Annotated in this window: 23 protein-coding genes; 13 read left to right on the forward strand and 10 right to left on the reverse strand. The window is 63.3% G+C overall.

All coding sequences use genetic code 11. From position 1 onward, the window contains the following. Positions 1–8 precede the first annotated feature (8 nt). Entirely contained in the window at positions 9–1223 is a 1215-nt protein-coding gene (locus RS897_RS37580) for an ABC transporter substrate-binding protein (RefSeq protein WP_315833711.1), read from the reverse strand. A 334-nt stretch (positions 1224–1557) separates the two neighbouring features. Between RS897_RS37580 and RS897_RS37585 the strand changes: the two genes are divergently transcribed. The 6 genes from RS897_RS37585 to pip all read left to right on the forward strand — a co-directional run bounded on the left by RS897_RS37585 (position 1558) and on the right by pip (position 7795). Then, on the forward strand, positions 1558–2307 hold the full coding sequence (locus RS897_RS37585) for an SDR family NAD(P)-dependent oxidoreductase (RefSeq protein WP_315833712.1): 750 nt from the start codon (positions 1558–1560) through the stop codon (positions 2305–2307). Between the two features lie 7 nt (positions 2308–2314). Beyond that, entirely contained in the window at positions 2315–3001 is a 687-nt protein-coding gene (locus tag RS897_RS37590) for an EthD domain-containing protein (RefSeq protein WP_315833713.1), read from the forward strand. Continuing rightward, positions 2988–4226, forward strand: coding sequence for an NADH:flavin oxidoreductase/NADH oxidase (locus RS897_RS37595; protein ID WP_315833714.1), 1239 nt, complete (start codon positions 2988–2990; stop codon positions 4224–4226). Before RS897_RS37590 ends, RS897_RS37595 begins: the two co-directional genes overlap by 14 nt. Position 4227: 1 nt before the next feature. Further along, positions 4228–5946 carry an FAD-dependent oxidoreductase gene (locus RS897_RS37600; protein ID WP_315833715.1) on the forward strand — a complete coding sequence of 573 codons (1719 nt, stop codon included), beginning with the start codon at positions 4228–4230 and terminating at the stop codon, positions 5944–5946. A 75-nt stretch (positions 5947–6021) separates the two neighbouring features. Then, a complete protein-coding gene (locus tag RS897_RS37605; protein WP_315838875.1) occupies positions 6022–6777 on the forward strand; it encodes a DUF3750 domain-containing protein in 756 nt (251 codons plus the stop codon). A gap of 40 nt (positions 6778–6817) precedes the next feature. Next, entirely contained in the window at positions 6818–7795 is a 978-nt protein-coding gene (gene pip / locus RS897_RS37610) for a prolyl aminopeptidase (protein WP_315833716.1), read from the forward strand. Here pip and RS897_RS37615 read toward each other — a convergent pair. From RS897_RS37615 to RS897_RS37625, 3 genes are read right to left on the reverse strand one after another with little or no spacing between them, the layout of a single operon-like run. Continuing rightward, positions 7788–8744, reverse strand: coding sequence for a Bug family tripartite tricarboxylate transporter substrate binding protein (locus RS897_RS37615; protein WP_315833717.1), 957 nt, complete (start codon positions 8742–8744; stop codon positions 7788–7790). The two genes, pip and RS897_RS37615, sit on opposite strands and share 8 nt — an antisense overlap. 50 nt (positions 8745–8794) lie before the next feature. Then, on the reverse strand, positions 8795–10336 hold the full coding sequence (locus RS897_RS37620) for a permease (protein WP_315833718.1): 1542 nt from the start codon (positions 10334–10336) through the stop codon (positions 8795–8797). Further along, a complete protein-coding gene (locus RS897_RS37625) occupies positions 10333–11085 on the reverse strand; it encodes an ABC transporter ATP-binding protein (protein ID WP_315833719.1) in 753 nt (250 codons plus the stop codon). The genes RS897_RS37620 and RS897_RS37625 overlap by 4 nt, the downstream gene beginning before the upstream one ends. Positions 11086–11281: 196 nt before the next feature. Here RS897_RS37625 and RS897_RS37630 point away from each other — a divergent pair, with 196 nt between their 5' ends. Beyond that, a complete protein-coding gene (locus RS897_RS37630) occupies positions 11282–12544 on the forward strand; it encodes an NAD(P)/FAD-dependent oxidoreductase (RefSeq protein WP_315833720.1) in 1263 nt (420 codons plus the stop codon). A gap of 26 nt (positions 12545–12570) precedes the next feature. Here RS897_RS37630 and RS897_RS37635 read toward each other — a convergent pair whose 3' ends face one another. Next, a complete protein-coding gene (locus RS897_RS37635; RefSeq protein WP_315833721.1) occupies positions 12571–13104 on the reverse strand; it encodes a MarR family winged helix-turn-helix transcriptional regulator in 534 nt (177 codons plus the stop codon). Positions 13105–13224: 120 nt separating this feature from the next. Between RS897_RS37635 and RS897_RS37640 the strand changes: the two genes are divergently transcribed. The 3 genes from RS897_RS37640 (at position 13225) to RS897_RS37650 (ending at position 16100) form a co-directional block, all read left to right on the forward strand. Then, on the forward strand, positions 13225–14463 hold the full coding sequence (locus RS897_RS37640) for a cytochrome P450 (protein WP_315833722.1): 1239 nt from the start codon (positions 13225–13227) through the stop codon (positions 14461–14463). A gap of 10 nt (positions 14464–14473) precedes the next feature. Continuing rightward, positions 14474–14797: a 2Fe-2S iron-sulfur cluster-binding protein gene (locus tag RS897_RS37645; RefSeq protein WP_315833723.1), complete on the forward strand. Its 324-nt coding sequence runs from the start codon at positions 14474–14476 to the stop codon at positions 14795–14797. An 88-nt stretch (positions 14798–14885) separates the two neighbouring features. Further along, positions 14886–16100 (forward strand): ABC transporter substrate-binding protein, encoded by a 1215-nt coding sequence (locus RS897_RS37650; RefSeq protein WP_315833724.1) that lies wholly within the window; start codon positions 14886–14888, stop codon positions 16098–16100. 142 nt (positions 16101–16242) lie between these two features. Here RS897_RS37650 and RS897_RS37655 read toward each other — a convergent pair whose 3' ends face one another. Further along, positions 16243–18099 carry a tannase/feruloyl esterase family alpha/beta hydrolase gene (locus RS897_RS37655; RefSeq protein WP_315833725.1) on the reverse strand — a complete coding sequence of 619 codons (1857 nt, stop codon included), beginning with the start codon at positions 18097–18099 and terminating at the stop codon, positions 16243–16245. A gap of 625 nt (positions 18100–18724) precedes the next feature. Between RS897_RS37655 and RS897_RS37660 the strand changes: the two genes are divergently transcribed. Then, on the forward strand, positions 18725–19144 hold the full coding sequence (locus tag RS897_RS37660) for a MarR family winged helix-turn-helix transcriptional regulator (RefSeq protein WP_315833726.1): 420 nt from the start codon (positions 18725–18727) through the stop codon (positions 19142–19144). Positions 19145–19263: 119 nt separating this feature from the next. Here the strand turns inward: RS897_RS37660 and RS897_RS37665 are convergent, their stop codons facing one another. The 3 genes from RS897_RS37665 to RS897_RS37675 form a co-directional block, all read right to left on the reverse strand. Then, positions 19264–19815, reverse strand: a complete 552-nt coding sequence (locus tag RS897_RS37665) for a hypothetical protein (RefSeq protein ID WP_315833727.1) — start codon at positions 19813–19815, stop codon at positions 19264–19266. Between the two features lie 12 nt (positions 19816–19827). Continuing rightward, positions 19828–21303, reverse strand: coding sequence for an LVIVD repeat-containing protein (locus RS897_RS37670; protein WP_407654379.1), 1476 nt, complete (start codon positions 21301–21303; stop codon positions 19828–19830). A 179-nt stretch (positions 21304–21482) separates the two neighbouring features. Further along, positions 21483–22202 (reverse strand): GntR family transcriptional regulator, encoded by a 720-nt coding sequence (locus RS897_RS37675; protein ID WP_315833729.1) that lies wholly within the window; start codon positions 22200–22202, stop codon positions 21483–21485. Positions 22203–22394: 192 nt separating this feature from the next. On the opposite strand from RS897_RS37675, the gene RS897_RS37680 reads away from it, so the two are divergent. Next, the gene (locus tag RS897_RS37680; protein WP_315833730.1) at positions 22395–23225 is read left to right on the forward strand and encodes a fumarylacetoacetate hydrolase family protein; all 831 of its coding nucleotides are present in this window, start codon (positions 22395–22397) and stop codon (positions 23223–23225) included. Between the two features lie 41 nt (positions 23226–23266). Next, positions 23267–24127 carry a polysaccharide deacetylase family protein gene (locus RS897_RS37685; protein ID WP_315833731.1) on the forward strand — a complete coding sequence of 287 codons (861 nt, stop codon included), beginning with the start codon at positions 23267–23269 and terminating at the stop codon, positions 24125–24127. A 178-nt stretch (positions 24128–24305) separates the two neighbouring features. Here the strand turns inward: RS897_RS37685 and RS897_RS37690 are convergent, their stop codons facing one another. Continuing rightward, the gene (locus RS897_RS37690; protein WP_315833732.1) at positions 24306–24884 is read right to left on the reverse strand and encodes a TetR/AcrR family transcriptional regulator; all 579 of its coding nucleotides are present in this window, start codon (positions 24882–24884) and stop codon (positions 24306–24308) included. Positions 24885–25053 lie beyond the last annotated feature (169 nt).

Raw genomic sequence — 25053 nt, forward strand, 5'->3', positions numbered from 1 at the left:
GCGCGTGATTATCCCTTGAAGTCTTCCGGCTTCAAGCCGTCGACGATCGAATCCTTGAACGCCGCGAGCTTGCCGCCGCGCCAGCAGGTCCAGCGCTGGTCAGCCGCCGTCAAGGCATCGTGCTCCGTCTTGCTGAACGGCTTGTTGTAGGATTTGGCATGGCCTTCGAACGGGCTCTTGAGATCTTCCAGAGCCTCGCGGACTTTCGACCCATCGGTTGTTCCCGCCTGCTTGATCGCCAGCGCCAGCAGCATGGTGGCGTCATAACCGTGCACCGCGAACGAAAACGCGGAGTCGGCGTCGATCTTCGACCTGATGCGATCGAAGAACTTCTGCTGGGACGGCGTGCGCGATTCCGAGACCGTGCGCAGGAAGATCGGCTTTTCCGCCAGCGCCGGCCCCGAAGCGTTGATGAAGCTGAGATTGTCGGCGGCCCAGCTGGTCAGCACCACCGGGAAATAGTCGATCTTTTCCATGCTGCGCATCAACTGCCCGATCGGGGTGCCCTGCGCCCAGACCAGTGCGGTGTCGACGCCCGCCGCCTTCAGCTTGCCGAGCTGTGAGGTCATATCGGTGTCGTTGACATTGAACTTTTCGTTGGCGACCACATTCAGGCCCTGCAGCGCAGCAATCTCCTGCAGATCCTTGAGACCGCCCTGGCCATAGCCGGTGGTCTCGGTCAGGAATCCGATCTTCTTGGCATTCGGGCTCTTCTTCGCATAAGCCAGCAGAGCCACCACCTGGGTCCGGTCCACGCTGCCGACGCGGAACATGTAGTTGTCCGCGGTCGCGCTCACCGGCTTGGTGATGTCGGTGGCCGAACCGATGCAGCCCATCACCGGAATCTTCTTCTGGTTCGGAATCTGTTTCCAGGCCAGCGCATTGCCCGAATTGGTGGGGCCAAACACGGCCACCACCTTCTCGTTGTCGATCAGGTCCGACATGTTCTGGATCGACTTCGGCGGCTGGGACAGGTCATCGCGAATGACCAGCGAGAAGGTCTGGCCTTGCCCCTTCAGGTCTTCCATCGCCGCCTGGATGCCAACCACCGCGGCCCGCCCCGATTGCGCTGAAGGAGACGCGGACAAATCGCCGTTGAAGCCGATCTTGATGTCGTCCGCCCGCGCCCGGCCGGCCGAGAGCGGGGCAACGGACGCGGCCAGCAGGCCGGTCAGCGCAGTCTGGTTGAAGGTTCGGCGGCTCAGTGTCTTGATGCGTGTCATTGTTCCTCACCCGGTTGAGAGCGACCCATGCTTGCAAACGCTTCTGGCGAACACCCGCACAGATCGTTTCAATCAGACCGTCTCGTCGCCGCTTTTTGGATCGGCTTGATGCTGAAATCAGCGTGTTTTCGATTAGCAAGTGGCGAACTTATACGCAATAGGCAAACCCGATGGTCCTCAAGAATATTTGTCATAAGCGAATAGACTCGTTATAGTCTAATCGTGCGGGGACGGTCGCGGGTCGCTCTCCTGGGGAGCCTCGCACCACCGGACGCCCCGAAAAACAGATGTTCAAAAACAAACAGACGCTTTAAAAAACAAAGGTCGGGATGAGATGCTGCTGCAAGGACGACTAGCGCTGGTCACCGGCGCGGGACAGGGAAACGGCGCGGCAATTGCCGTCGGCCTCGCAAACGAAGGCGCTGACGTCATCGTGACCGACATCGCAGGCCCCTCCGCCGAGGCGACGGCCTCCCGCATTCGCAGCAACGGCGGCAAGGCGTGGGCGTTCGTACTAGATGTCGCCGACAGTGCCGCGTGCAAAACGCTCGCGTCCGAACTCACCGCAACCATCGGTGACGTCTCCATCCTGGTCAACAATGCGGGGATCTGTCCGCGGCATGCCATCGACAGTCCTGAGCTGGCGAAGCAATGGAATGCCGCACTCGATATCAATCTGACTGGCACGCTGAATGTGTCGGTGGCCCTGCTCGACGTCCTGCGCAAGACCCGGGGGACCATCATCAATATCGCCTCGATCGCATCCTTCGTGTCGACGGCGACCTCGGTCAGCTATCCGGTGTCGAAAGCCGGTGTGAAGGCACTGACCCAAAGCCTGGCGCATGAGCTCGCCAAGGATGGCGTGCGGGTCAACGCGATCGCGCCGGGCACGTTCGCGACCGCGATGACGGAAGCCACGCGCTCCAATCCCGAGCGCTCCGAGCGTTTTCTCGCCCGGATTCCGATGGGTCGCTATGGCGAGCCGGAAGAGCTGGTCGGCCCGGTGGTCTTCCTGGCATCAAACATGTCGAGTTATGTCACCGGCACGACCCTGGTGGTCGACGGCGGCTATCTCGCGCTGTGAGGACGTGATGATCGTTCGCATGGGGCTCCTGAAAAAGAGAGCCGATATCAACACCGACCAATTCCGCCGGCACTGGCGCGAGGTGCACGGCCCGCTTGCGGCCAAGGTGCCGGGACTGCGCGCCTATCACCAAAATCATGTCGTCGACAAAACCCAGCTTGCGATCGACCACGCCCGCGGCAGCTGGGATCTCGACGGCATCTCGGAGCTGTGGTTCGACGACATCGACAGCATGAACAGCGCCATTGCCTCGGATGCCTACAAGGCAGTTGCCGCGGATTCAGCGAATTGCATGGCCGCGACAAGTGTCATCGTCGCCAAACAGACCGACGTCGTGCCACACGACCGGGCCAATGCCACCATCAAACGCATGTCGATCCTGGAGCGCAAGCACGGCCTCACGCCGGACGATTTCCGCCATGAGTGGCTGGACAAGCATGCGGCCATGGTCGCGAAATTTCCAGCCATCGCCGGGTACAGCCAGAATCTGGTGACGCAACGCGGCGCGACGCCTGGCATCGACTCAGATGACGGCGATCTCGCCGCAGACGGCATTGTCGAGATGTGGTTCCGCAACACAGAGGACCTGACCGCAGCTTTCCGCTCGCCGGCGGCCGAGGTGTCGCAGCGGCACGCGCTGGACTTCCTGCAGAACATCACAACGTTTCTGGTGGATGTCCATGTCGTTGTCTGACACCAGCAACGCGGACACGCCAAAACTATTCTCGCCGCTGACGCAGCGCGATCTCACCTTGTCCAACCGCATCGTGATCTCGCCGATGTGCCAGCACGCAGCCGACGACGGCCGGGCGACCGACTGGCACCTGGTGCATCTCGGCAAGTTCGCGCTCGGCGGCGCCGGTCTTGTTTTTACCGAAAGCACCGCGGTGTCGCCGCATGGCCGTATCGGTTTCGCCGATCTCGGCCTGTGGCGCGACGACCAGATCGCTCCGCTCAAGCGGGTGGTCGATTTCGTCCAGGCGCAGGGTGTTCCGATCGGCGTGCAACTCGCCCATGCGGGACGCAAGGCCGGCTCGCAGCCGCTGTGGGATGGCGGGCGCGCCTTCACAAGGGATCAGTTGCGTTTCCAGGATGGATCGCACTGGCGCAGGTTAGGCCCCAGCGCCCTGTCCGCCGGTCCGGGATGGAGCGTACCCGACGCGCTCCAGAGCGACGAGATCGCCACCGTGGTCGAGCAATTCGGCGCTGCCACCCGGCGCGCGCAGGCCGCAGGCTTCGATGCCATCGAACTGCATTTCGGCCACGGCTATCTGATCGCGAGTTTTCTGTCGCCGATCTCCAACCAGCGCACCGACGGCTATGGCGGCGATCTTAGGGGGCGCATGCGATTGGCGTGCGAAGTGGCGCAGCGTGTCCGAGCGGGATGGCCTGACACCAAACCGCTGTTCTGCAGGATCTCCGCGGTCGACGGCGCGGAAGGCGGCTGGAGCGTCGACGACTCGGCTGCTCTCGCCCGCGAGTTGTCGCGCTGCGGCGTCGATGTGATCGACGTCTCCTCGGGCGGCCTCACGGAAGAAACCCGCAAGCTGACGGTGCCGCGCGGGCTCGGCTTCCAGGTCGACTTCGCGCGGCGCATCAAGCAGGAGGCCGGCGTGACCACCCAGGCGGTCGGCATGATCGTCGACGGCAACCAGGCCGAACAAATCCTGCAGTCTGGCGCCGCGGACCTGATCGCCATCGCCCGCGAGGCGCTCAACGATCCCTACTGGCCGCGGCGCGCGCGAGAAGATTTGCTGTTGCCGTCGGACTACAGCACATGGCCGAAACGCCACGGCATCTGGCTTGCCAAACGTGACGAGCAGATGGGCGACATCTTGCGCGAGCGACGCGACGCGGTCGCCCGGCAACGACATCAGACCGGCCACGACAAAGCCGGCATCGACAAAGGAAGCAATTGAGATGGCGAAGACCGTAACCTGTGATGTTCTTGTTGTCGGCTCCGGCGCCGGGGGGCTGGCGACCGCGGTGGCGGCGCAGGCCCGCGGGCTCAAGGTCATCCTGGCCGAGAAAGACAAATGGGTCGGCGGCACCACGGCGGTGTCGGGCGGCTTCATGTGGGTGCCCAACAATCCGATTTCCAAGGCCGACGGCATCGAGGATACGGTCGATGCCGCTCGCACTTATTTGCGGCACGAGGCCGGCAATCATTTCAATGCCGAGAATGTGGAAGCTTTCCTGCAGCAGGGACCGGAAGCTATCGACTTCTTCCACAGCAAGACCGCGCTGCAGTTCGAGCCGGCGTCGGCATTCTCCGATTATCATCCGGATGCACCGGGCGGCCGCCCCGGCGGCCGATCAATCAAGGCTCTCCCCTATCGCGCCCAAGGCCTCGGCAAGGAACTGAACCGCCTGCGGCCGCCGCTGCCGGAACTGACCTTCGTCGGGCTGATGATCGGCTCCGGCCCCGAACTGAAGCATTTTTTCAATGTGACGCGTTCGCTGACGTCGGCGGTTTATGTCGCAGGTCGCCTGCTGTCGCACGCCCGCGACCTCGCGCTCTATCGGCGCGGCATGCTGCTGACCAACGGCAATGCGCTCGCGGCCCGGCTGTTTCGCAGCGCGCTCGATCTCGGCGTCGATGTCTGGACCGATGCGCCGGTGGCGCGCCTCATCAGCGAGAACGACACCGTGACCGGGGCCGTGGTGAAGACGGCAGACGGCGATGTGATCGTCAACACACGCCGCGGCGTGGTGCTCGCGGCCGGTGGCTTTCCGCAGGACATGCCACGACGGCGCAGCATGTTTGCCCATGACCGCGACAATACCGGGCATCATTCGCCGGCCCCCAAGACCAACACCGGTGACGGGCTGCGTCTCGGCGAGGACGTTGGCGCGGTGGCGGAAAAGGGTTATCCGAATGCGGCGGCCTGGGTACCGGTGTCACGGGTGCCGCGCCGGGATGGCAGCTACGGCGTGTTTCCGCACTTCATCGACCGCGCCAAGCCGGGGTTGATCGCCGTGCTCCCCAACGGCAAGCGCTTTGTCAACGAGGCCAATTCCTATCATGACTTCTGCCAGGCGCTGTTCGCGGCGAATGGCACCGACACGACGGCCAAAGCCTTCCTCATTGTCGACAAGCCATTCCTCACCCGCTTCGGCCTGGGATTCGTCAAGCCGTTTCCGGTGCCGGTCGGTCCCAACATCCGCTCCGGTTATCTCAGGAGCGGTCGCACCATCACCGAACTCGCCCGCGCCGCGGGCATCGATGCGGCCGGCCTGGAACGCACCATCTCGGAGTGGAATGCCGATATGGCCAAAGGTGAAGACCGCGCCTTCGGCAAGGGATCGACATCCTACAATCGCTTCAACGGCGATCCGGAGTTTCAGCCCAATCCATGCCTCGCGCCGATTTCCACCGGCCCGTTCTATGCGGTCGAGGTGGTGGTCGGCGATCTCGGCACCTTCGCCGGGCTGCGCACCGACCACCACAGCCGCGTGATCGACGACCATGGACGGCCGATTCCGGGCCTCTATGCCGCAGGCAACGACATGGCCAGCATCATGGGCGGCAATTACCCCGGCGGCGGCATTACGCTGGGCCCGGCGCTGACGTTCGGCTATATCGCCGCCAAGCATCTGGCCGAGCGCGATGCGGAGGTGAAGACGGCCGCGGCCTAGGTCGACTTCAGCAGACCGAGGATGACTGGCACCGGCCGGACGGGATACTATATCTGGGAGGACCAAAGAGCCCGTATCCCCACCGTGAGACGCCTTTTGATCCTGATCCTATTGCTGGTTCTCGCCCCGATCAGTGTGTCGGCGGCGTCCTATTGGCTGGGCGAACGCCGGGGCAACTGGCAGACCGCCGATCGATCGAGCGCAGGCCTGCTGCCCGCTCCGGCCCAACATCCCGATGCCATGATCCGCGTGTTTGCGGCGCGCACGGTGAGCTGGCGCGGCATCTTTGCCGTGCACACCTGGATCGTGATGAAGCCGGAGAACGCGACGCGCTACAGCCGATACGACTACACGGCCTGGGGCGAGCCGATTCGTGTCAACGGCTTCGCGGCCGATGGCCGCTGGTTCGGGGCGTTGCCCGAAACCATTATCGCCATAGATGGCGACCGGGCCGCGCAGCTGATCCCCAAGCTGCAACAGACCATCGAAACCTACAAATTTCGACGCTACGGCGATTACAGCGCCTGGCCGGGACCGAACTCCAACACCTTCGTCAAGGCGGTGCTCGACACCGTGCCGGAACTGAACGGCGTGCTACCGCCGACGGCGATCGGCAAAGACTATCCTTATGACGACTCGTGGTTCGGCTGGACGCCTTCGGGCACCGGCTTTCAGGTTTCACTCGGCGGCTATCTGGGCTTGACCGTCGGCTGGATCGAAGGCGTCGAACTCAATCTGTTCGGCGCGGTGCTAGGCTTCGACCTGCGCCGGCCGGCGTTGAAACTTCCGGGATACGGCCGGCTCGGCCTGCCGCAGACTTGCGCGTGCTGAAGATCTGCGCATGCTGATTTCGGAGTATCGGAGAACGGGAATGCCTGACGCCGGAGACACCAACGCGGGCGGCCGACTGAGCCGGCAGATGCTGCCGGTCGGTGAGGGACACGAGATTTATTTTGAGACCGTCGGCAATGCGGAGGGTGTTCCCGCCGTCTATCTGCATGGCGGACCCGGCAGCGGCTGCCAGCCCGATCATCGGCGGCTGTTCGACCAGCAGCGCGTTCATGCCGTGCTGTTCGACCAGCGCGGCGCCGGCCTCAGCCGTCCCAAGGGAAGCCGCGACGCCAACACCACGGCACACCTGATCGCCGACATGGAGAAGATTCGCACGACACTCGGCTTCGAACGCTGGCTGGTGGTCGGTGGCTCCTGGGGCGCGACCCTGGCGCTGGCCTATGCCGAGCGGCACCCGGAGCGGGTGCTTGGACTGGTGCTGCGCGCGACATTCCTCGGCACCCGCGCCGAGCTGGAATGGGCGTTCCTCGGCGGACTGCGCACGCTTTATCCCGGCCTCAACGACGATTTCCTGAGCCTGCTGCCGCCGGACGAACGGGCGCAGCCGCTCGAAGCCTATTGGCGCCGCATTCTCGATCCCGATCCCGCCGTACATACCCCAGTTGCGCGCGCCTGGCACGACACCGAACGCATCCTGTCGGAGCACAAGCCAAGCCGGACGCGGCTCGACCTCGACGCCATCCGGACCGGCACGCGCCCCCTGCCCGCAACGCCGTTCATGGAGGCTCACTACTTCCGCAATCAGTGCTTCTTCTCGCCGGGGCAATTGCTGGCGGAGGCCGACAAGTTGCGCGGCATCCGCGGCATCATCGTGCAGGGCCGTTACGACCTGCTTTGCCCGCCCTCGACAGCCCATGCCATGGTCAAGGCGTGGCCTGATGCCGAGCTGCGCATCATCGAGAGCGCCGGACATTCGCTGTACGATCCCGGCATCACGGATGCGGTAACAACGGCGATCGCCGATCTGGTCGCGGCCGAAATACAGCGAGCTAGTTGATCCCCGCAGCCTTGATCAGCGCCACATTGGCCTTGATTTCCCGGGCCACGAGGTCGTCGATCTCAGCGGGCGTCATCGGCCACGGCGTGATCGCGAGCTTCTGCAGGCTCTTCTGCATCTCCGGGCTCGCCAGCACCTTCACGCCGGCGGTATGGAATTTTTCGACAATGTCCCGCGGCGTTTTGGACGGCAGGAAGACGCCGAACCAGATCGAGCTCTCCGCATCGGGAAAGCCGATGTCGACCGGTGTCGGGATATCGGGCAGCTCCGCGGCACGCTTTGCGGTCGACACCAGCAGCGCCCGAACCTGGCCCTCGCGGATCAACGGAAGCGCTGTCGCGAGCGGACAGAAGTAAAAATCGATCCGGCCGCCGAGAATGTCCGTGATGACTTCGGAGCCGCCGCGATACGGAATGTGCGTGGCCTTGAAGCCGGCAGCCAGCCGGAATTTTTCACCGCTGATGTGGGTGGCCGTCCCGACGCCGACCGAGCCGAACGAAATCGTGGACTCTTTGGCTTTCGCCGCAGCCAGAAAATCCTGAATTGTCTTCCAGGGGCGCGACGGCGGTACGATCATCACATTGGCGCTGTATCCGATCATCAACGCAGACACGAAATCCTTGTGCGGATCGTATTGCAGATCCGGGTAGATCGCCGGTGCAATGGAATGCGCGGAGGATTGTGCAAGGACGGTATAGCCGTCGGCCTCGGCGCGCGCGACCACACCGGAGCCGATCGTGCCGCCGGCCCCGGCACGGTTTTCGATCACGATCGGCTGGCCGAACTCGGCGGAGAGCCGATCAAACACAACGCGGGGAACGACATCCGCGGCACTGCCGGCGCCATAGGGAATCACCGCCTTGATCAGTTTGGATGGCCAGGTGTCAGCATGGGCTGAACCGGACATCAGCATGGCCGTCAAAACACCAATCCATCGAAGGCGCATCATCACATGCTCCAGTTCTCACCAACCGGAGCATTGCAAGTTCCATCGCGAAATCAAGCCTGAAACGCATCCTGCCGCGGGCTGACTTTCCAGATGATCGCCAGCAAGGCCATTGTCATGAGCGCGGTGATCGCCGCCAGCACCGGCAGGGCCAATGCGAGGCCCGCGGTCGCGGCCCATCCAATCGACGCAAAAGCTTCCGCGAATGTCGCCAGACGCGACGACGTCTGGCGGCGACGGAACTGGCTGCGCCGCGCCTGGACGCGGAACCAGAGCTGGATTGCGGTCGCCGACATCGCCGCAATCATCACACTGAGAGCGGTGACGATCGCCTGCAGCGGCGCAACGAACAGTAATGGAAGGACCAGGGGAGCGCAGACAGCACAGACGGCGAGCAGGACTACCTCGATTTTGGCACGGATCACCTGGCTACGAGACAATGGCGCCGTGGCGACGAGATCGGCCGCGTCCTCGCCTGAGATCGTCAGCCAGGCGAGGCCGCCCGACAACTGCCCGGCCGCCATCACGATCACCGGAGTCACCAGCACGATGGCGGTGGAGCTGTCGGCAAAGCTTCGCCACAGCATCAGCGCCGGCGGCAGCAGATAAAGCAACTGCATCAGGGTCTGCGACACCAGCCACGGGTCGCGGCGAAGCAGCACGAACTCTTTGCGGCGCAGCGCCTGTTTTTGCGACACCTTGGGGAAGCGCCTGATAGCATGACCTTGCCGCGTTGCCGATGTGGCCGCGGTCGACGCCGTGATGACATCGTCGCCAAAGCGCGGCGAAAACACCGCGATGGTCAAACCAAGCAACACGAGACTGCCGGCGAGGAGCGCCAGCAAGGCTGTGCCGTCTCCGAGCAGCGCCCTCACCGGCCACCAGACGAGACTGTCGGCGCCTGGAGCAAACGCGAGTGCTGCGTCCGACGTCAGCACCGCAAATCGCGACAGGGTGCCGCTGGACAGGACCGCCGCAACCTGCAGGCCGATGACGAAGCCCGCGCCGATCACGGCGGCCAGGATCTGCGCCACCAGCCGCGTTCGTTTGGGCCCGATGGTCCGAAACAGCGCGATGGTGAGCGAAATCCCCACCGCGGCCGCCGACAACCCGATAGCCGCCACCACGCCGAATGCCGCCAGCCATCGCCAGCCGCCACTGATCACGAGGACATCGACGAAAGGCAGCGAAAGCAGCAACGCCATCACGGTGATGGTCAGCGCGATGGCCGCCATCCGGATCGAGAACACGTCGGTGAGTGCGATGGGCGACGACATGATCAGATCGAGGTCGGCCCGCGCATAGAACACCCGCGTCACCGATTCCATCGCCTGCGACAACATCAGCGCCCAGGCCAACAGGATGCTGGCCATGATGACGATCAGCGTCGCTTTGTCCGGCTCTGCCATGACACCGGCAAAGCGCCCGACCACGGCATAGGCCGGCAGATGCATGAAGGCCGCGAAGGCGATCAATCCGATCACAACGTTGCGGGCACGGCCGCGGCGGCCACCGGTCAGCATCGCGATGAAATCGCGCCGCGCCAGCCGGATTTCGTGGCGCGCAACCCAGGCCAAACTCGCTGTCGACGTCATGCGGCGGCGGCCTCGCCGTCGACCAGCGCCACGAACATGTCTTCCAGGCTGGTGTCGCCTTCGCCATTGCGATGCCGCAACTCGGCGAGCGTGCCTTCCGCAACCAGCCGGCCGGAGACGATGACGCCGATCCGGTCCGCCATGCGCTCGGCGACTTCGAGAATGTGGGTGGTCAGGATCACCGTGCAGCCGGCGCGGACGCGCTCCTGCAGCAGCCCCTTGACGTGGCGGGCCGAGACGGCGTCGAGGCCGGTCAGCGGTTCGTCCAGGATGATCAGGCGAGGATCGTGGATCAGCGCTCCGGCAAGCGCCACCTTCTGGCGCATGCCTTTGGAAAATCCCTCGCAGCGCTCGTCCTGATGAGGCGCCAGCCCAAGTGACGCGAGCAACTCGTATGCCGACCGCTCCGCACGTGATGGATCGCATCCCCACAGGCCGGCGACGAATTCAAGGTATTCGAGCGGGGTCAGCTTGTCATAGATCATCGGCTCATCGGAGACCCACGCCATGACCTGCTTGGCGCCGACGGGATCACCGAGCGCGTCGATGCCCCATACCGAAATCGAACCGGCGTCCGGCCGCAGCAGGCCGGCCACCATGCGCAGTGTGGTGGTCTTGCCGGCGCCGTTCGGTCCCAGCAGCGCGTAGAATTCGCCGACACGCACGTTGAGGTCGAGCGCGTCGACCGCAGGCCGGTCAAAACGCTTCGTTAACCCTCGCACCGCCAGTGCGGATTGAAACTGATCCATGAACGCCATCCGATGTCGGCCGCAGCATGGCGGCAAGGGGTTTCGGTGCGGTGAATCGGGTGAACGAAACCCGCTTCATTCCCGGAAAAATCGCGCCGATTTTGGTTGCTTAGGCAACCAATTCATGTCACCTTGCCGTCATCGGGGCCGATCGGAAGAGCAGTAGAACTGCCGAGGCTCCTTCAGGGAGATACGCATGCCCGAGACCTCCGCCATGGCGGATCTCCAGGACGTTGTAGTGGTCGGTGCCGGCCAGGCCGGGTTCCAGGCCGCAGCCTCGCTGCGCGACAACGGTTTTGCCGGCCGTATCAGCCTGATCGGCGACGAGCCGGGATTGCCCTATCAGCGTCCGCCACTGTCGAAGGCCTATCTCACCGGCGCTACCGATCGCGTGGCGCTCAATCTGCGCCCCGAAAGCTTCTTCACGCAAGCCGCGATCGATCTTCGCACCGGGCAGCGTGTCATGTTTATCGATCGCGCGCGCAAGTGCATCCGGCTCAGCAATGAGACCACCCTGCCCTATGATCACCTCGTGCTGGCCACCGGCGCGCGCAACCGCACGCTGGATCTGCCCGGGGCAGATCTCGACGGGGTGCTGCAGCTGCGGTCTGCCGGCGATGCCGACGCTTTGCGCAACCGCCTGCCGGATATCAAGCGCATTGCCATCATCGGCGCCGGGTTCATCGGCCTGGAGTTGGCGGCGCTGGCGAGCTCCATGGGGATTGCGGTCACCATCCTGGAAGCGTCGACGCGGCCGATGTCGCGCGCGCTCTCGGAGACCATGTCGCGTTTCTTCCTGGAGGCGCATCAGGCAACCGGCGTTCGTTTTGTGTTTGACGCGGTCGTCACCCGTATCAGAGATCATCAGGGGCGAGCGATCGCGGTCGACACCGCCGACGGCCAGACTCATCCAGCCGACCTTGTGCTGGTTGGTGTCGGCGTCGTGCCCAACGTCGAACTCGCTGCAGATGCCGGACTGGCTGTCGCAAACGGCATCGTGGTCGACGCGCATCTGGCCACAGCAGATCCGTCGATTTCAGCGATCGGCGATTGCGCCGCCTATCCGCAACCGTTCGCCGGCGGCGAGCGCAGACGGATCGAGTCGGTGCAGAATGCGGTGGATCACGCCCGCTGTTTGGCCGCGCGCCTGACCGGAAAGCCGCAGCCCTATCGTGCGGTGCCGTGGTTCTGGAGCGACCAGGGTCCGTTCAAGCTGCAGATCGCCGGGCTTCCGGCGCCGCATGATCATCATGTCGTGCGCGGCGATCCCTCATCCAGCGCTTTTTCCGTGTTCTGCTTTCGCGATGGACGACTGGCGGGCGTGGAATCGGTCAACAAGGCGGCCGATCACATGATCGCACGCCGGCTGTTGAGTTCGGGCGCCGCGCTCAGCCCTGACGAAGCAGCCAATCAAACATTCGACTTGAAGGCGCGGGCCACTGGATCCCTGGCCGCATGAGCGCGTTCATCCCAACCGAAATCGACTCAATCATCGCCGGCCTCAGAACCGTCATGATCGGTCACGGCGCCGAGATTGCCATGAATCCGCAGCAGCAGCTTGATCAGCGTCTCCTGCTCGTCCTTGCGCAGGCAGCCGAGCAGCCGGCGCTCGCGTTCCAGCGCAACGACAATGACGTTGTCGTGCGCCGCACGCCCCTTGGCGGTGAGCGAAATCGAATGGCTGCGGCCGTCCAGCGGATCGGTCTTGATCGCGACCAGATCGCGCTTCTGCATCACCGCCAGCGTGCGGCTCACTGGTCCCTTGTCGAAGCCGATCACATGGCAGATGCGCGCCGCCGGGATTCCCGGCTCCAGCGCCAGCAGCGACAGGATCCGCCATTCGGTGACGCTGACGCCGAAATGGGACTGATAGTAGGTCGTCGCGCTGCGGGACAGCTTGTTGGCAATGAAAGTGATAAGCGCTGGAACATAACGCTCGAGGTCAAGCAACTGGCCGCCCTTGGTGGCCTTCTGCACCGTCGCCGGCCGAGACACGTTCGCCACTCTGCTCTTGCTCATGCCCTGAAACATCCCTGCCCGAAGCGACCTGTCGCGAGGTCCCGCGGCTCGACCAAATCAGCCTGACGACAGAGATAGATACAACACACGGCTCAAAAGACCAATGTTCGGGAGGTTTCCATGGTCCCAACGGTTTCAATCCCAACACCGTCCGGCGACAGCACCGCCGCACAGGTTCCGATTCCAAGTCTCGATGTCGATCCATTCTCGATGGAATTTTTCGCGAACCCGCATCCGGTCCATGAGGTGCTTCGCGAGGCCGGTCCGGTGGTGCGGCTCGACAAATGGAACGTGTTTGCGGTGGCCCGCTATGCGGAAGTCCATGCGGTGCTGAACGATCCGCAGACGTTCTGTTCGAGACGCGGCGTGGGCCTCAGCGATTTCGCCAAGGAGACGCCGTGGCGGCCGCCGAGCCTGATCCTGGAGGCCGATCCACCGGCGCATACCCGCACTCGCGCGGTGCTCAACCGCGTGCTCTCGCCGGCAGTGATCAAACAGATTCGCGATCGCTTCACGGCGGCTGCCGAAGCCAAAGCCGACGAACTGGTGGCCAAAGGCAGTTTCGATGCGATCACGGACCTGGCCGAAGCCTATCCGCTATCGGTGTTTCCCGATGCGCTCGGTCTCAAGCCAGAGGGACGCGAGCACCTGATTCCTTATGCCAGCCTGGTGTTCAACGCGTTCGGCCCGCCGAACGAACTGCGTCGGAATGCGATCGAGCGCTCGGCACCCCACAAGGCCTATGTCGAGGCGCAATGCCAGCGCGAAAATCTCGCGCCCGGCGGCTTCGGCGCCTGCATCCATGCGCGCGTCGACGAAGGTGACATCACCGCGGCCGAGGCGCCACTGCTGGTGCGCTCGCTGCTGAGTGCCGGTCTCGACACCACCGTCAATGGCCTGGGCGCCGCGATCTATTGCCTGGCGCGGTTTCCCGAGCAATGGGAGCGGCTGCGCAACGATCCGTCGCTGGCGCGCAACGCATTCGAGGAGGCTGTCCGATTGGAAAGCCCGGTGCAGACCTTTTTCAGAACCACGACCCGGGAGGTCGACATCAGCGGCTTTCGTCTCGATGAAGGCGAAAAAGTGCTGATGTTCCTCGCCGCCGCCAACCGCGATCCGCGGCGCTGGGACAATCCGGACAACTATGACGTGACGCGCCGGACCAGCGGCCATGTCGGCTTCGGCTCCGGCATCCACATGTGCGTGGGACAACTGGTGGCCCGCCTGGAAGGCGAAGTGATGCTGACGGCGCTGACGCGCAGGGTCCGCACCATCGCGATCACCGGCCCGGTGAAACGCCTCTTCAACAACACGCTGCGGGGGCTCGAGAGCCTCCCCGTCACTCTCACACCAGCCTGAGCGGATCGCCATGCCAAGCCTGACTTTTGTTCACCCCGACGGCCGCCCCGAGACGCTGGAAACCGGCAACGGCGAAAGCGCGATGATGGCCGCCACCCGCCATGGCGTCGACGAGATCGTCGGCGAATGCGGCGGCAACGCCATGTGCGCGACCTGCCATGTCTATGTCGACGACACCTGGATCGACCGCCTGCCCGCGATCAGCGACGATGAAGACGCCCTGCTCGACGGCACCGCCGCCGAGCGGCAAAGCACCAGCCGGCTGTCCTGCCAGATCAAGATGACGCCCGAGCTCGACGGTCTCGTGCTGCGTCTGCCGGACCGGCAGGTGTGACGGGCAAAATTGAGCCAAAGCGAAGCTCGCAACAAACAAGGCCCGCGGCCAAACCGGGGGAGACACATCACACAAAAGGGAGGTTTTAATGAAAGTCTTGAACAGTTGCCTTGTGCTCGCAATGTCGTGCATCGCATGCGGGTCGGCTCGCGCCGACATCTCGGACACCGTCGTCCGGGTCGGCGTCCTCAACGATATTTCCGGCATCTTCCAGGATACCAATGGCATGGGATCGGTGGAAGCCGCGCGCATGGCGGCGGAGGATTTCAACGGCGGTGGCAAAAACATCAAGGTCGAGATCGTCTATGCCGATCACCAGAACAAGGCCGATGTCGGCACCGCCATCGTGCGCAAATGGATCGATGTCGACAAGGTCGATGCAGTGGTCGACGTGCCGAACTCGGCGGTCGGGCTCGGCGTCAATGCGCTGCTGCGCGGCACCCCGGTGACGTTCCTGGCCTCCTCCACCGCAACCTCGGACCTGACCGGCAAGGATTGCTCGCCCAACACCATTCAGTGGGTCAATGATGCCTGGTCCACCGGCAACGCCACCGCCGCGGCCATGATGCAGCGCGGCGGCAAGGACTGGTATTTTCTCACGGTGAACTACGCCCTCGGCCAGGGCATCGAAGCCGAGGCCACCAACTACATCCAGAAGCACGGCGGCAAGGTGCTGGGCGCGAGCCGCCATCCGCTCGGCACGTCGGATTTCGCCTCGCTGCTGCTGCAGGCGCAGGGGTCGAAGGCCAAAGTGGTTGGCCTAGCCAATGCCGGCGCCGACACCATCAACGCGGTCAAGCAGGCCGGTGAATTCGGCCTGAAGGATGCGGGACAGTCGCTGGTCGCGTTCCTGCTGTTCATCAATGACGTGCACGGCATGGGGCTGAAAGCCGCCCAGGGCCTGCTGCTGACCGAGGCCTTCTACTGGGACATGAATGATGACACCCGCGCCTTCGCCAAACGCTTCGCTGCACGCCCCGGCATGGGCGGCAAGATGCCGAGCGGCAACCAGGCCGGCGTTTATGCGTCGACCCTCGCTTATCTGAATGCAGTCGCGGCCACCGGCAGCGACAACGCCAAGGACGTCGTGCCGCAAATGAAGACGTTGAAGGGCAAGGACAAGCTGTTCGGCGATCTCGCCATCCGCCAGGACGGCCGCGTGATCCACCCGGTGCACCTGTTCGAGGTCAAGAAGCCGGAGGACTCGAAATACGCTTACGACTACTACAAGCTGGTCACGACCATCCCTGCGGAGCAGGCGTTCCGCCCGCTTGCCGAGGGCGGCTGCCCCATGATCAAGTAACTCTGGTCCACCTGTCACCCGGGTGAGCAAAACGACACCCGGGGACCTCTTCACATCATCCCCCCCGATATCGCGGAGCTGCTGCGCCCAGCCAAGCCGCGCGCAGCATTCCGTCAAAGTCCTTCGCGATCGGATGGAGGTATCAGCGGCCGCCTTCGCCACGGCCATCATCATCATCGTCGAAATCGTGATCACCGCCCGACCTGAACTGCGGATCGACACATGCAAAATTGGCCGCGTCGTTGGTCATGCCCTTGCCCTTGTAGGTCGAAATTTTCGGATAGGCACAGAGCGGCCGGGTGCCTCCCGTCGGGAAGTTCATCGCAATCCGCGGATCGAAGAGTCCGCCGACCGGATAGGGCGAGGCGGTATTGGTGTTGGCCGCCACGATACGTTCCGGCGCGATGTCTTTTTCCACCCAGTTCGTGATCGCCTTGAGTTCATTTTCGGCGAAGCTGGTGGTGGCAGCGCCGCCACCGCAATGCGCCATGTTTGGCACCATGAACAGCCGTGCAAAATCACCTGCACGGCCGCCCATGTGCTGATTCATTTTTCGGTACCAGCGGGCGATCGCGGCGCCCGAGAAGATGCCGTCATTGACCGACGAGGAAATGATCAACTTGCCACCACGCGCCCTGAACGGATGCAGGTTGGCTGACACCGCAGCCATGAAGTCCATCGCGCTTTCTGGGTAGTCCCGCGTCCTGGCGAAGATCTTCGGCGCGTCGGTGTCGAAGTTGAAGTGGAACACGAAGGCCTCCTGGCCGGTCGGGCCATTCACCGGCGTGACGGCGGGAGGAGTCTGGAAGATCATCGGCAGCGCGCCCGCACCCAACGTCAGATTGATCGCTGTGTTGACCCCGGGCACCGGCGCAGTGACGACGTTCCAGGCCGCCCAGCCCGCGCCGCTCGCGGTGGGGGGTGTCCAGATGCCGGCATCCCAGAACCAGTTCGAATACAGCCGCCTGCCCCTTGAGTCGGTCGGGCCGGCATAGATCTTCTTCAGTGTACTCACCTGCGCGCTGGTCAGACAGGTCCCGCCATGCGGCGTGCTGCCGTGGGTGCCGGTGCCGCAGGTATAGCTGGCGAGCGCCGGAAACACCTTCTTGGCCGTGCAGGTGTGATAGTTGTCAATGATTCCGTCGACCAGTCCGTCAAGCGCGTCGCAGGCGCCCAGGATTGCCGCGGAGGCCACCTGAAGGTCCTGCGACGGAAACGTATCGGGAATGAACGGCTGCCCATTGACGTCCGTTTTGGTTGCGAGCTTGCCGAGCACTTGCTCGTTCCAGGCCTCCGCCAATCCCGCCTGCGGCAGGTTGAAGCCGGGGTTCTGAGAAATCACCCCGTCGAACAGCCAAGGAAATCTCTGCGACGCGACCATCGCGTCACGGCCACCATTCGAACATCCCATGATATAGGAATAGACAGTGTCCAGGCCGTAGTAGGAGGAGATGATCTGTTTCGAGATCGTCGCGGTCTTTTCGATGCCGTTGTAGCCGTAGTCCCTGCGCGCCTGGGCGTCGATCGCGAAATGGGCCGTGCCTCCGGCGTTGGGGTCATCGTCCTGATGTCCGCCGACCATGTTCTGGGCGCTGTCTTCGTGGCCACCGTCATTTGCAGCGACCGCCCAGCCCTGTCCGAGCTCGACGCCGGCGGCACCCTGCGGGTCGCTCTGCAGGCTGCCGTCGGTGCCGCCTCCGCCCATCATCTCGAAACGGCCATGCCAGGTGTTGGGCAGGTTGAGGGCGAAACCGATCCCGTAGGTGAAATGATTGGGATCCTGCGTGCTGATACGCTTGTTGATGATGCCGATCACATTGCAATAGCCCGGCTTCTGCGTCGCGTTCAGGATTTGCGTGTTCGGCAACGTGAGGTTGGCCAAGCCCGTACAGGACGAACGCGGGGCCACGCCGCTCACCGGAAGTGGACTCGCCGTTGCCGGTGAGCCGAGATACACCCAGCCAATCAGGATCGTTGACGCGAGGAATAGCCGCTTCATGTCCTTCCCTCCCTTGTTGCATCACGGATGATTGTCAGAGCAGCCGCAACCTCATGCGACACCATGCGCCTTGTCATAGGGCGCGGCGCCAAAGCCACCGGCAATGTTGCTGCTGACTGAAGGGCCGATCCATCGAGATGTCCCGCGGGCCTGCCGTGCATATCCTGACGCGTGGACCGCGGCGCGCTCATGCCTGTGCGCGAGACCATTTCGCCGCAATGCGTCATGGCATACGGACCGACGGCCACCCTTGATGGAGCCACGGACGTCTCTCCCGGTGTGGACCACTCGTGATGCCGAAGGCTTTGGCGGTCCGTTCGATCGATGTTGTCATCACAACATGAGCGATGTTGCCGTGTCAACATGACTCCAGACGAGGTCGCGGAACTGTCGAACTGGCGCTCGTAATCCTCAACCGCGGCGCTAGACTTGTGGCCGAATCTCCGAAAGGCCGCGTCGATCAACACGGGCCCGTGAAAGATGGGTGACAATGGAGTCAGGAAAAGCCGGGATCAGAAAGCGGATCGCCAAAAAGCCGCGCCGGACAGAAGGTGTTGTGAGGCCGTCGCGATCACTGCCTCGGTCGACGCAAGCCGGAAAGCCGCCGCTGGTGACATCGCCTGGCTTGGGTGACCTGTCGCTGTTGCTCGGCTATCGCATCCGCCGGGCGCAGCTTTGGGTGTTCAAAGAGGTGCGCCGGCAACTGGCTGACTTTGACATCAGCCCGGCCCAGTTCTCCGTTTTGTGCGTGATTGACGCCAATCCCGGCATCAACCAACTCGCGATCGCACATCTGCTGTCCATTGAACGGGCCGGCTTGGGAAGGCTGGTGGATCATTTGCAGGGCCGAGGCCTGGTGCGGCGCACCGCCTCCTCGATCAATCGGCGCTACTACCTGCTGTACCTGACAGACACTGGCCTCGCGTTGTTGCACCGACTGAGGCCGGCGGTCGCCAGCAGCGACAAGGCCCTTGCCGCGAAAATTGGACCACGCGCCTACCGCGAACTGCAGCGGGCCCTGTCGATCTTTCTGCAGGAATCCTAAAGCTCTAGATTCTTGTTTTGACGCGTTTCTTCACGCGAACCGGTTCACTGGAAAACGCGCTGAATTGCGGTGCCAGGAGGCTTCGCGATCGTGATGCCCGTATCCGCGGGGCACGCGCGTCACCCGCGCCCCTCGAGGATATCCCGCACCCATGTGGTCACGGCCTCCGACAACAGTTCCCGCACGGCATCCTGCGCCGTGTGGGAGGACGCATCGCCGACAACGACCGCTACGATGAGATCGCAGCTTTGCGAGAGTGCAATCCCCTCCGCGGCGCGAACCGATCCATCGGCTTTTGTCAGCTGATAGTTGCGTGCACGCCCTTTCAGGTCGGCAACCTGGATCGCCGCCCCCTCCGCCATCGGACTGAACCGCGTGGAGATCAGATCGAGATCGGTGACACGATCGACTTCGTCGTCGTCGGCTACGCCGGTGGCGCAATTGCTGCAGAAGCCGATCTTCGGCCGAATATAGACCTCGACATCGCTGCCGCAGCGCGTTGCCGGACACCGGTAGGCGCGCCCGGCCGGCCAGGCGTCGCGCGGGAATGGCCACGCGATCGTCTGCCAGCCGCCCCCATCATGCGATGCCGCCTGCTGCCGGGCCGGGGCTGAAATCAGCCCCAGTCCGGCCACCAGCGCAAGCATCAGGGAATAACGGACGCTTCCCATCGGCGGACCACTCTATTTGGATTTGGACGCGGCCCCCGATGTCGCCCCGGACAATCCCGCCACCGCCCGGGCACTTCCGGTCAGTTCCAGAATGTGTAGCCCGGTGTTGGCGCGGTCGACGATATAGATGTAGCCGCGATCGTCGGTTTCCACATTGTTGGTCTGAATCGCGACCCTGCAACGATCCTTACCGTCGACCTTGACGCAGCGCTTGTCGGTAGCCGCGGTGATCGACGGGATGAAGTAGCCGACCTCCTTGGGATGATAGGGATCGCGGATGTCGAGGGCACGGACCCCGGCATTGAAGAAGGAGATGAAGGCCATCTTCTTGTAGTAGATCGGATCCATGCTCTCGTTGGAGGAATGCGATCCGAACCGGCCGCCGCGCTCGCAGAACGAGCCGCTCGCCTCCGGCACGGTGTAGCTGGAGACGATCATCGGATGGGTCTCGACCGACACGTCGGCGAACCACACCATCTGGCGCGGCTCGTTGCACTCGTTCAGGATCGCCTCATCCACCAGCATGACGATGTCGCGTTTGCTGCCTTCCTTGTCCTTGGCGAACTCGGCCACCGGCATCTGCAGCATCGGGAACGTGGTGTGCGCACCATTCCACGACGACATCATGAAGCGCGAGATCTCCGGATAACGCAGGTTCTCAGGCGTCGGCTCCTTTGGCCCGTTCAGGAGCTTGTCGCGGTCGACAATCTGCAGCATGCCGCCCTTGTTGGTGCCGTAGCCGAAATAAACACGATTGCCTTTCGGTCCCGTCGAGATCGGCCCGTGCAGTTCGGTCGGCACAGCACCGGTCGCGCCCGGCTCCTGCCCGGGCAGGCCGAAGTCGCGGATCTTCACCGGGTGAGCGGGATCGCTGAGGTCATAGATCTGCGTCATGCGGCGGACGCGCCAGTCCGGCGCGCCGGATACCAGAAACGCAATGCCGGTGTCGCATTCCCACCAGCTCTTGTGGGTGTCCTTGAGGCCGCCGATCCGGGTGATCAGCACCGGATTGGCCGGGTCGGCCACGTTCCAGATTTCATGTGCCTCGCTGCCGAAAGTGCGCAGCATGTAGACCGCAGACGGATCGCCCTTGGGCAGGCTTTTGCCGTCGCAGACGCGGACCATCTGGCCGCCACCGCCCTCGTACTTGCCCTCCTGCCCCGGAATATGACGCAGATATTTTGGATGTGCGGGGTCGGTGACATCGACGATCGAGGTGCCGTTCGGCTCCGCCTTGCCGGTCTGTGGATTGACCGGAGTGGGGATCTCGTCGGAGCCGCCGTGGTGGCCGATATAGGCAATCCAGCGATTGCCCTGATGATGAATGGTCGGCTGATAGCCGCTGCGGGCCTGCAGATCGTTAGCTCCCACCAGCCGCATGTTGGAGGCTTCCGGCGGTGCGCCGATTTTTTGTTGTTGCGCGATCGCGGCACTGAGACTGCCGGCGATCGCTGAAACGCAGATCAAGGTCGCAAGCTTGAATTTCATCATCATCCTCCCTGGGCGGGTTGTTCTTGTTGGGCGACGGATCGTCGTCCGAATTATTCTATCTTGTTGCATCGACGTCGGGGCAATCAACTCAACGGAATTTGAGCCCCGCGTTTCAGTGTTTTCTCTCTGGTCCTCCTGTTTTCATCGTTGTGTCAGGAATCGCGCCGACACGCAGATCAACGCGTGCCCGGATTGGCCGACAGCGCCTCGCTGACGAAGACGCCGGTCTTGCGATAATGCGCGACAAGGCGATCGACGGCTTCATCCGCGCGCCGCTCGGTCGCCGATGTCATCAACGCTTCATGTTCGTGCTCGGCCTCGCGCTGGCGCCACGCGACGGTATTGGACAGGTTGCGGAAACGCGTGGCACGGTGGTGCATGGTTTCGCAGATCTCGCGCACGGTCGCAGCCGGGCACGCGCCGATCAGCGCATTGTGGAACGCAAGATGCAAGGCGTCCCATTCCGGGTTCGGAATGAAGTGCGTGGACGCCAGCGACCGCGGCACCCGGGACAGCCGACGGTGCGCGATGAGGACGCCCTCTTCCCAGGCTTCATCACCCGCCGCAATCGATGCCCGCAACGCCGCGCCTTCGATCAGGCAGCGGCTTTCGATCAGGTCCTGCAATTCCGAGGCATCGGCAGTGGCGACACGAAAGCCGCGCTGATCAAGCCTGTGAACCAGGCCTTCGGCCGCGAGTTGGCTGAGCGCCTCGCGCAACGGGGACGCGCCCATGCCGAACCGCGTTCGCAATTCCTCCATCCGCAGCCGGCTGCCGGGCGCAAGCGCACCGTCCAGAATGTGTTTTCGCAACGCATTGACGGCATGGGTCGCCAGCGTCTTGGCGGAGTCGCCCGCCATGGACGGCAACGAGGCGGCGTCCTGAATTTCGACCATCCCGGGAATAATCCAAATTTTGTCGACAAAAACTTGATAGGCGACAAAATATCGACTAATGGAGCGTCGTCAAGCGGGAGCTTCCGTTCGGACAGGATCGGGACGGAAGCTCCAGATTTTTGTTTTGACGCGTTTTCTTCACGCGAACCGGTATCCACTTCGCTCGAAAACGCTCCAGGGGGACAGGCATTCATGCGATTGATTTCATTCCGGAAGGACGGCGGCTGGTGGCCGGCGTTGCAACGTGGCGACCAAGTTGTGGAGATCGGCGGCGCGGGATCCGCCTCCCCGCAGGATCTGCTGCGGTCTGTCCTACTCGGACAGTCGTTCCGCGAGGGCACCACACACAAGGTGGCTGACGTCACGCTGGGATTGCCGATCCCTCATCCCGGCAAGATCGTCTGCCTCGGCCTGAATTATGTCGATCACGCCAAGGAAGGCGGCAATCCGATCCCGGACTATCCGGCGATTTTCCTGCGCGCGACCTCCTCGCTGATCGCCCATGGACAGCCGCTGCTGCGGCCGGCTTGCTCGGACAAGTTCGACTATGAGGCCGAACTCGCCGTCGTGATCGGCAAACCGGCGCGTCATGTGTCCGAGGCAGATGCGCTGTCGCATGTGTTCGGCTACGCCTGCTTCAACGACGGTTCGATCCGCGACTACCAGCGCAAGTCGACGCAATGGACCATCGGCAAGAATTTCGACGGCACCGGCGCGTTCGGTCCGAGCGTGGTCACGTCAGATGAATTGCCCGCGGGCGCCAAAGGACTGCGCATCGCCTGCCGCTACAACGGCGAGACCATGCAGGACGGCAACACCGGCGACATGATCTTCCCGACCGCCCGCACCATCGCGATCCTGTCGGAAGCCATGACCCTGGAAACGGGCGATGTCATTATCACCGGCACGCCCGCCGGCGTCGGTTATGCCCGTAAGCCTCCGGTGTTCCTGCGCGCCGGCGACATCAGTGAAGTCGAGATCGAAGGCATCGGCACCCTGCGCAATCCCGTGGTTGACGCGTAGACATCGGCTGCAAAAGCCAAACAATATTTGGGGAGAAGGCCGTGACTTCTGAACGCAACATCCGCCGGCTCGGCGACACCTTTCGCTGGCCGAACGGCGCCCGTGTCGGCATCATCTTCAACGTCGCCTATGAGGGTTGGTCCGAGGGGCAGACGCCGGGCATCGGCCCGATGGGAAATCCGCTGAAACCCGGCTTCTTCGATTCCAACGCCGCGTCCTGGGGCCTGTACGGGCCGACCCGCGGCATCTGGCGGGCACTGGAGATTGCCGGCCGCCACAACATCAAAACCAGCGTGATGACCAACGGCGTGCTGGCAGAGAAATGGCCCGACACCGTGCGTGCCATCCATGACGGCGGCCACGAGATCATCGCCCACTCCTATGGCATGGACGTGATCCCGATCTATCTCGACGAAGCCGGCCAGCGCGAAAACATCCGCCGCACCACCGGTCTCATAGCCGACCTGACCGGCACCGTGCCGACCGGCTGGATCAGCCCGCGCGGCACCGGCAGCCCGATCCACGCCCGACTGCTGGCGGAATCCGGCTACAAACATCACGGCGACTGCAATGACGACGATCTGCCCTATCTCGAAACCCATGGCGCAGCCGATATCATGGCGATCGCGCTGACCATGGACATCAACGACCTGCCGAGCGCGATCCGTTACGGCAACAATGCGCGCGCCATGCTCGAACAGTTCGAGGATGCGCTCTCCGCTGCGCTGACCCGCGAAACCAAGCCGATCTTCTTCGACGTCACCATCCACACCCATGTCTATGGCCGCCCGGCCGGCGCCTGGGTGTTCGATGAAATCATGAAGCAGACCCGTGCCGCGTCAGGCGTGTGGATCGGCACGCGTGAGCAGGCAGCGGCGCATGCACGGGCGGCGCTTAGCTAGCAAAGTGGATTTATCAGCGCGTAGCACCCACGCTCATATCTGATCGGACTCCTAGAGCTCCGTTCCGATAGAATCGGAACGGAGCTCTAGCATTTTGTTTTGACGCGTTTTCTTGATGCGAACCGGTGTCCACTTCGCTGGAAAACGCTCTTAAGGCGGACTTTGTAAGAAGTCCGCCTTACCGTTTGCGCAGTCCGTCGACGAAAACATCCACGAGGCGCTGCGCGGTCGGCTGCCAGTCGCTCGTGCCCTGGGAATAGAAGATTCCGACAAGGGTTCGCAGCAAGTCTTCCGGTGTAATGTCGGAGCGGAATTCGCCCACAGCTACTCCGCGATCGAGCAGCAGGCCAATCGCACCAGTCAGTCGCTCGAACGAATAGGCTTTCAGCTCGGTCGAGCCGTGCGCGACGATCTGCAGACCTTCGACCATGCCCTTCTTGGTGGCCACGAGGCGGACATTGGCGTGCAGCCATTTGCGCAGCGCCTGGACCGGCTCAGCGTCGTGCGAAAGTCGCTCGGCGAGCTCCCCCAGCTGATCGACCTCGTGGCGGTAGACCGCTTCGAACAGCGATTCCCGCGTGGGAAAATGGCGATAAAGCGTGCCGATTCCGACCCCGGCCTGGCGCGCGACGGCTTCAAGGCTCGCCTGCGGGCCGCCGGCGCTGAAGACCTGCGTTGCCGCCTCGAGCAGAAGTTCGCGATTGCGGATCGAATCCGCGCGCGGCTTGCGGTTTGCTTTTGCGGTTTTCGTTCCCATCTTTTTTCCAGACAGGGCCTGGTCTCCCTCTTGATAAACGGAGGCATCCTCCGTATAATATAGCCTGCAGATCGGGATTGCACACCAACGTCAGCATTCCCGCTCAAGGCCGACGGACCGTTCGCGTCAGACCTCTCCGCGCGCCCGCATACCTCCCGCCGCCAATCGC

The sequence above is a fragment of the Bradyrhizobium prioriisuperbiae genome (assembly GCF_032397745.1).
Taxonomy (GTDB): Bacteria; Pseudomonadota; Alphaproteobacteria; order Rhizobiales; family Xanthobacteraceae; genus Bradyrhizobium_A; species Bradyrhizobium_A prioriisuperbiae.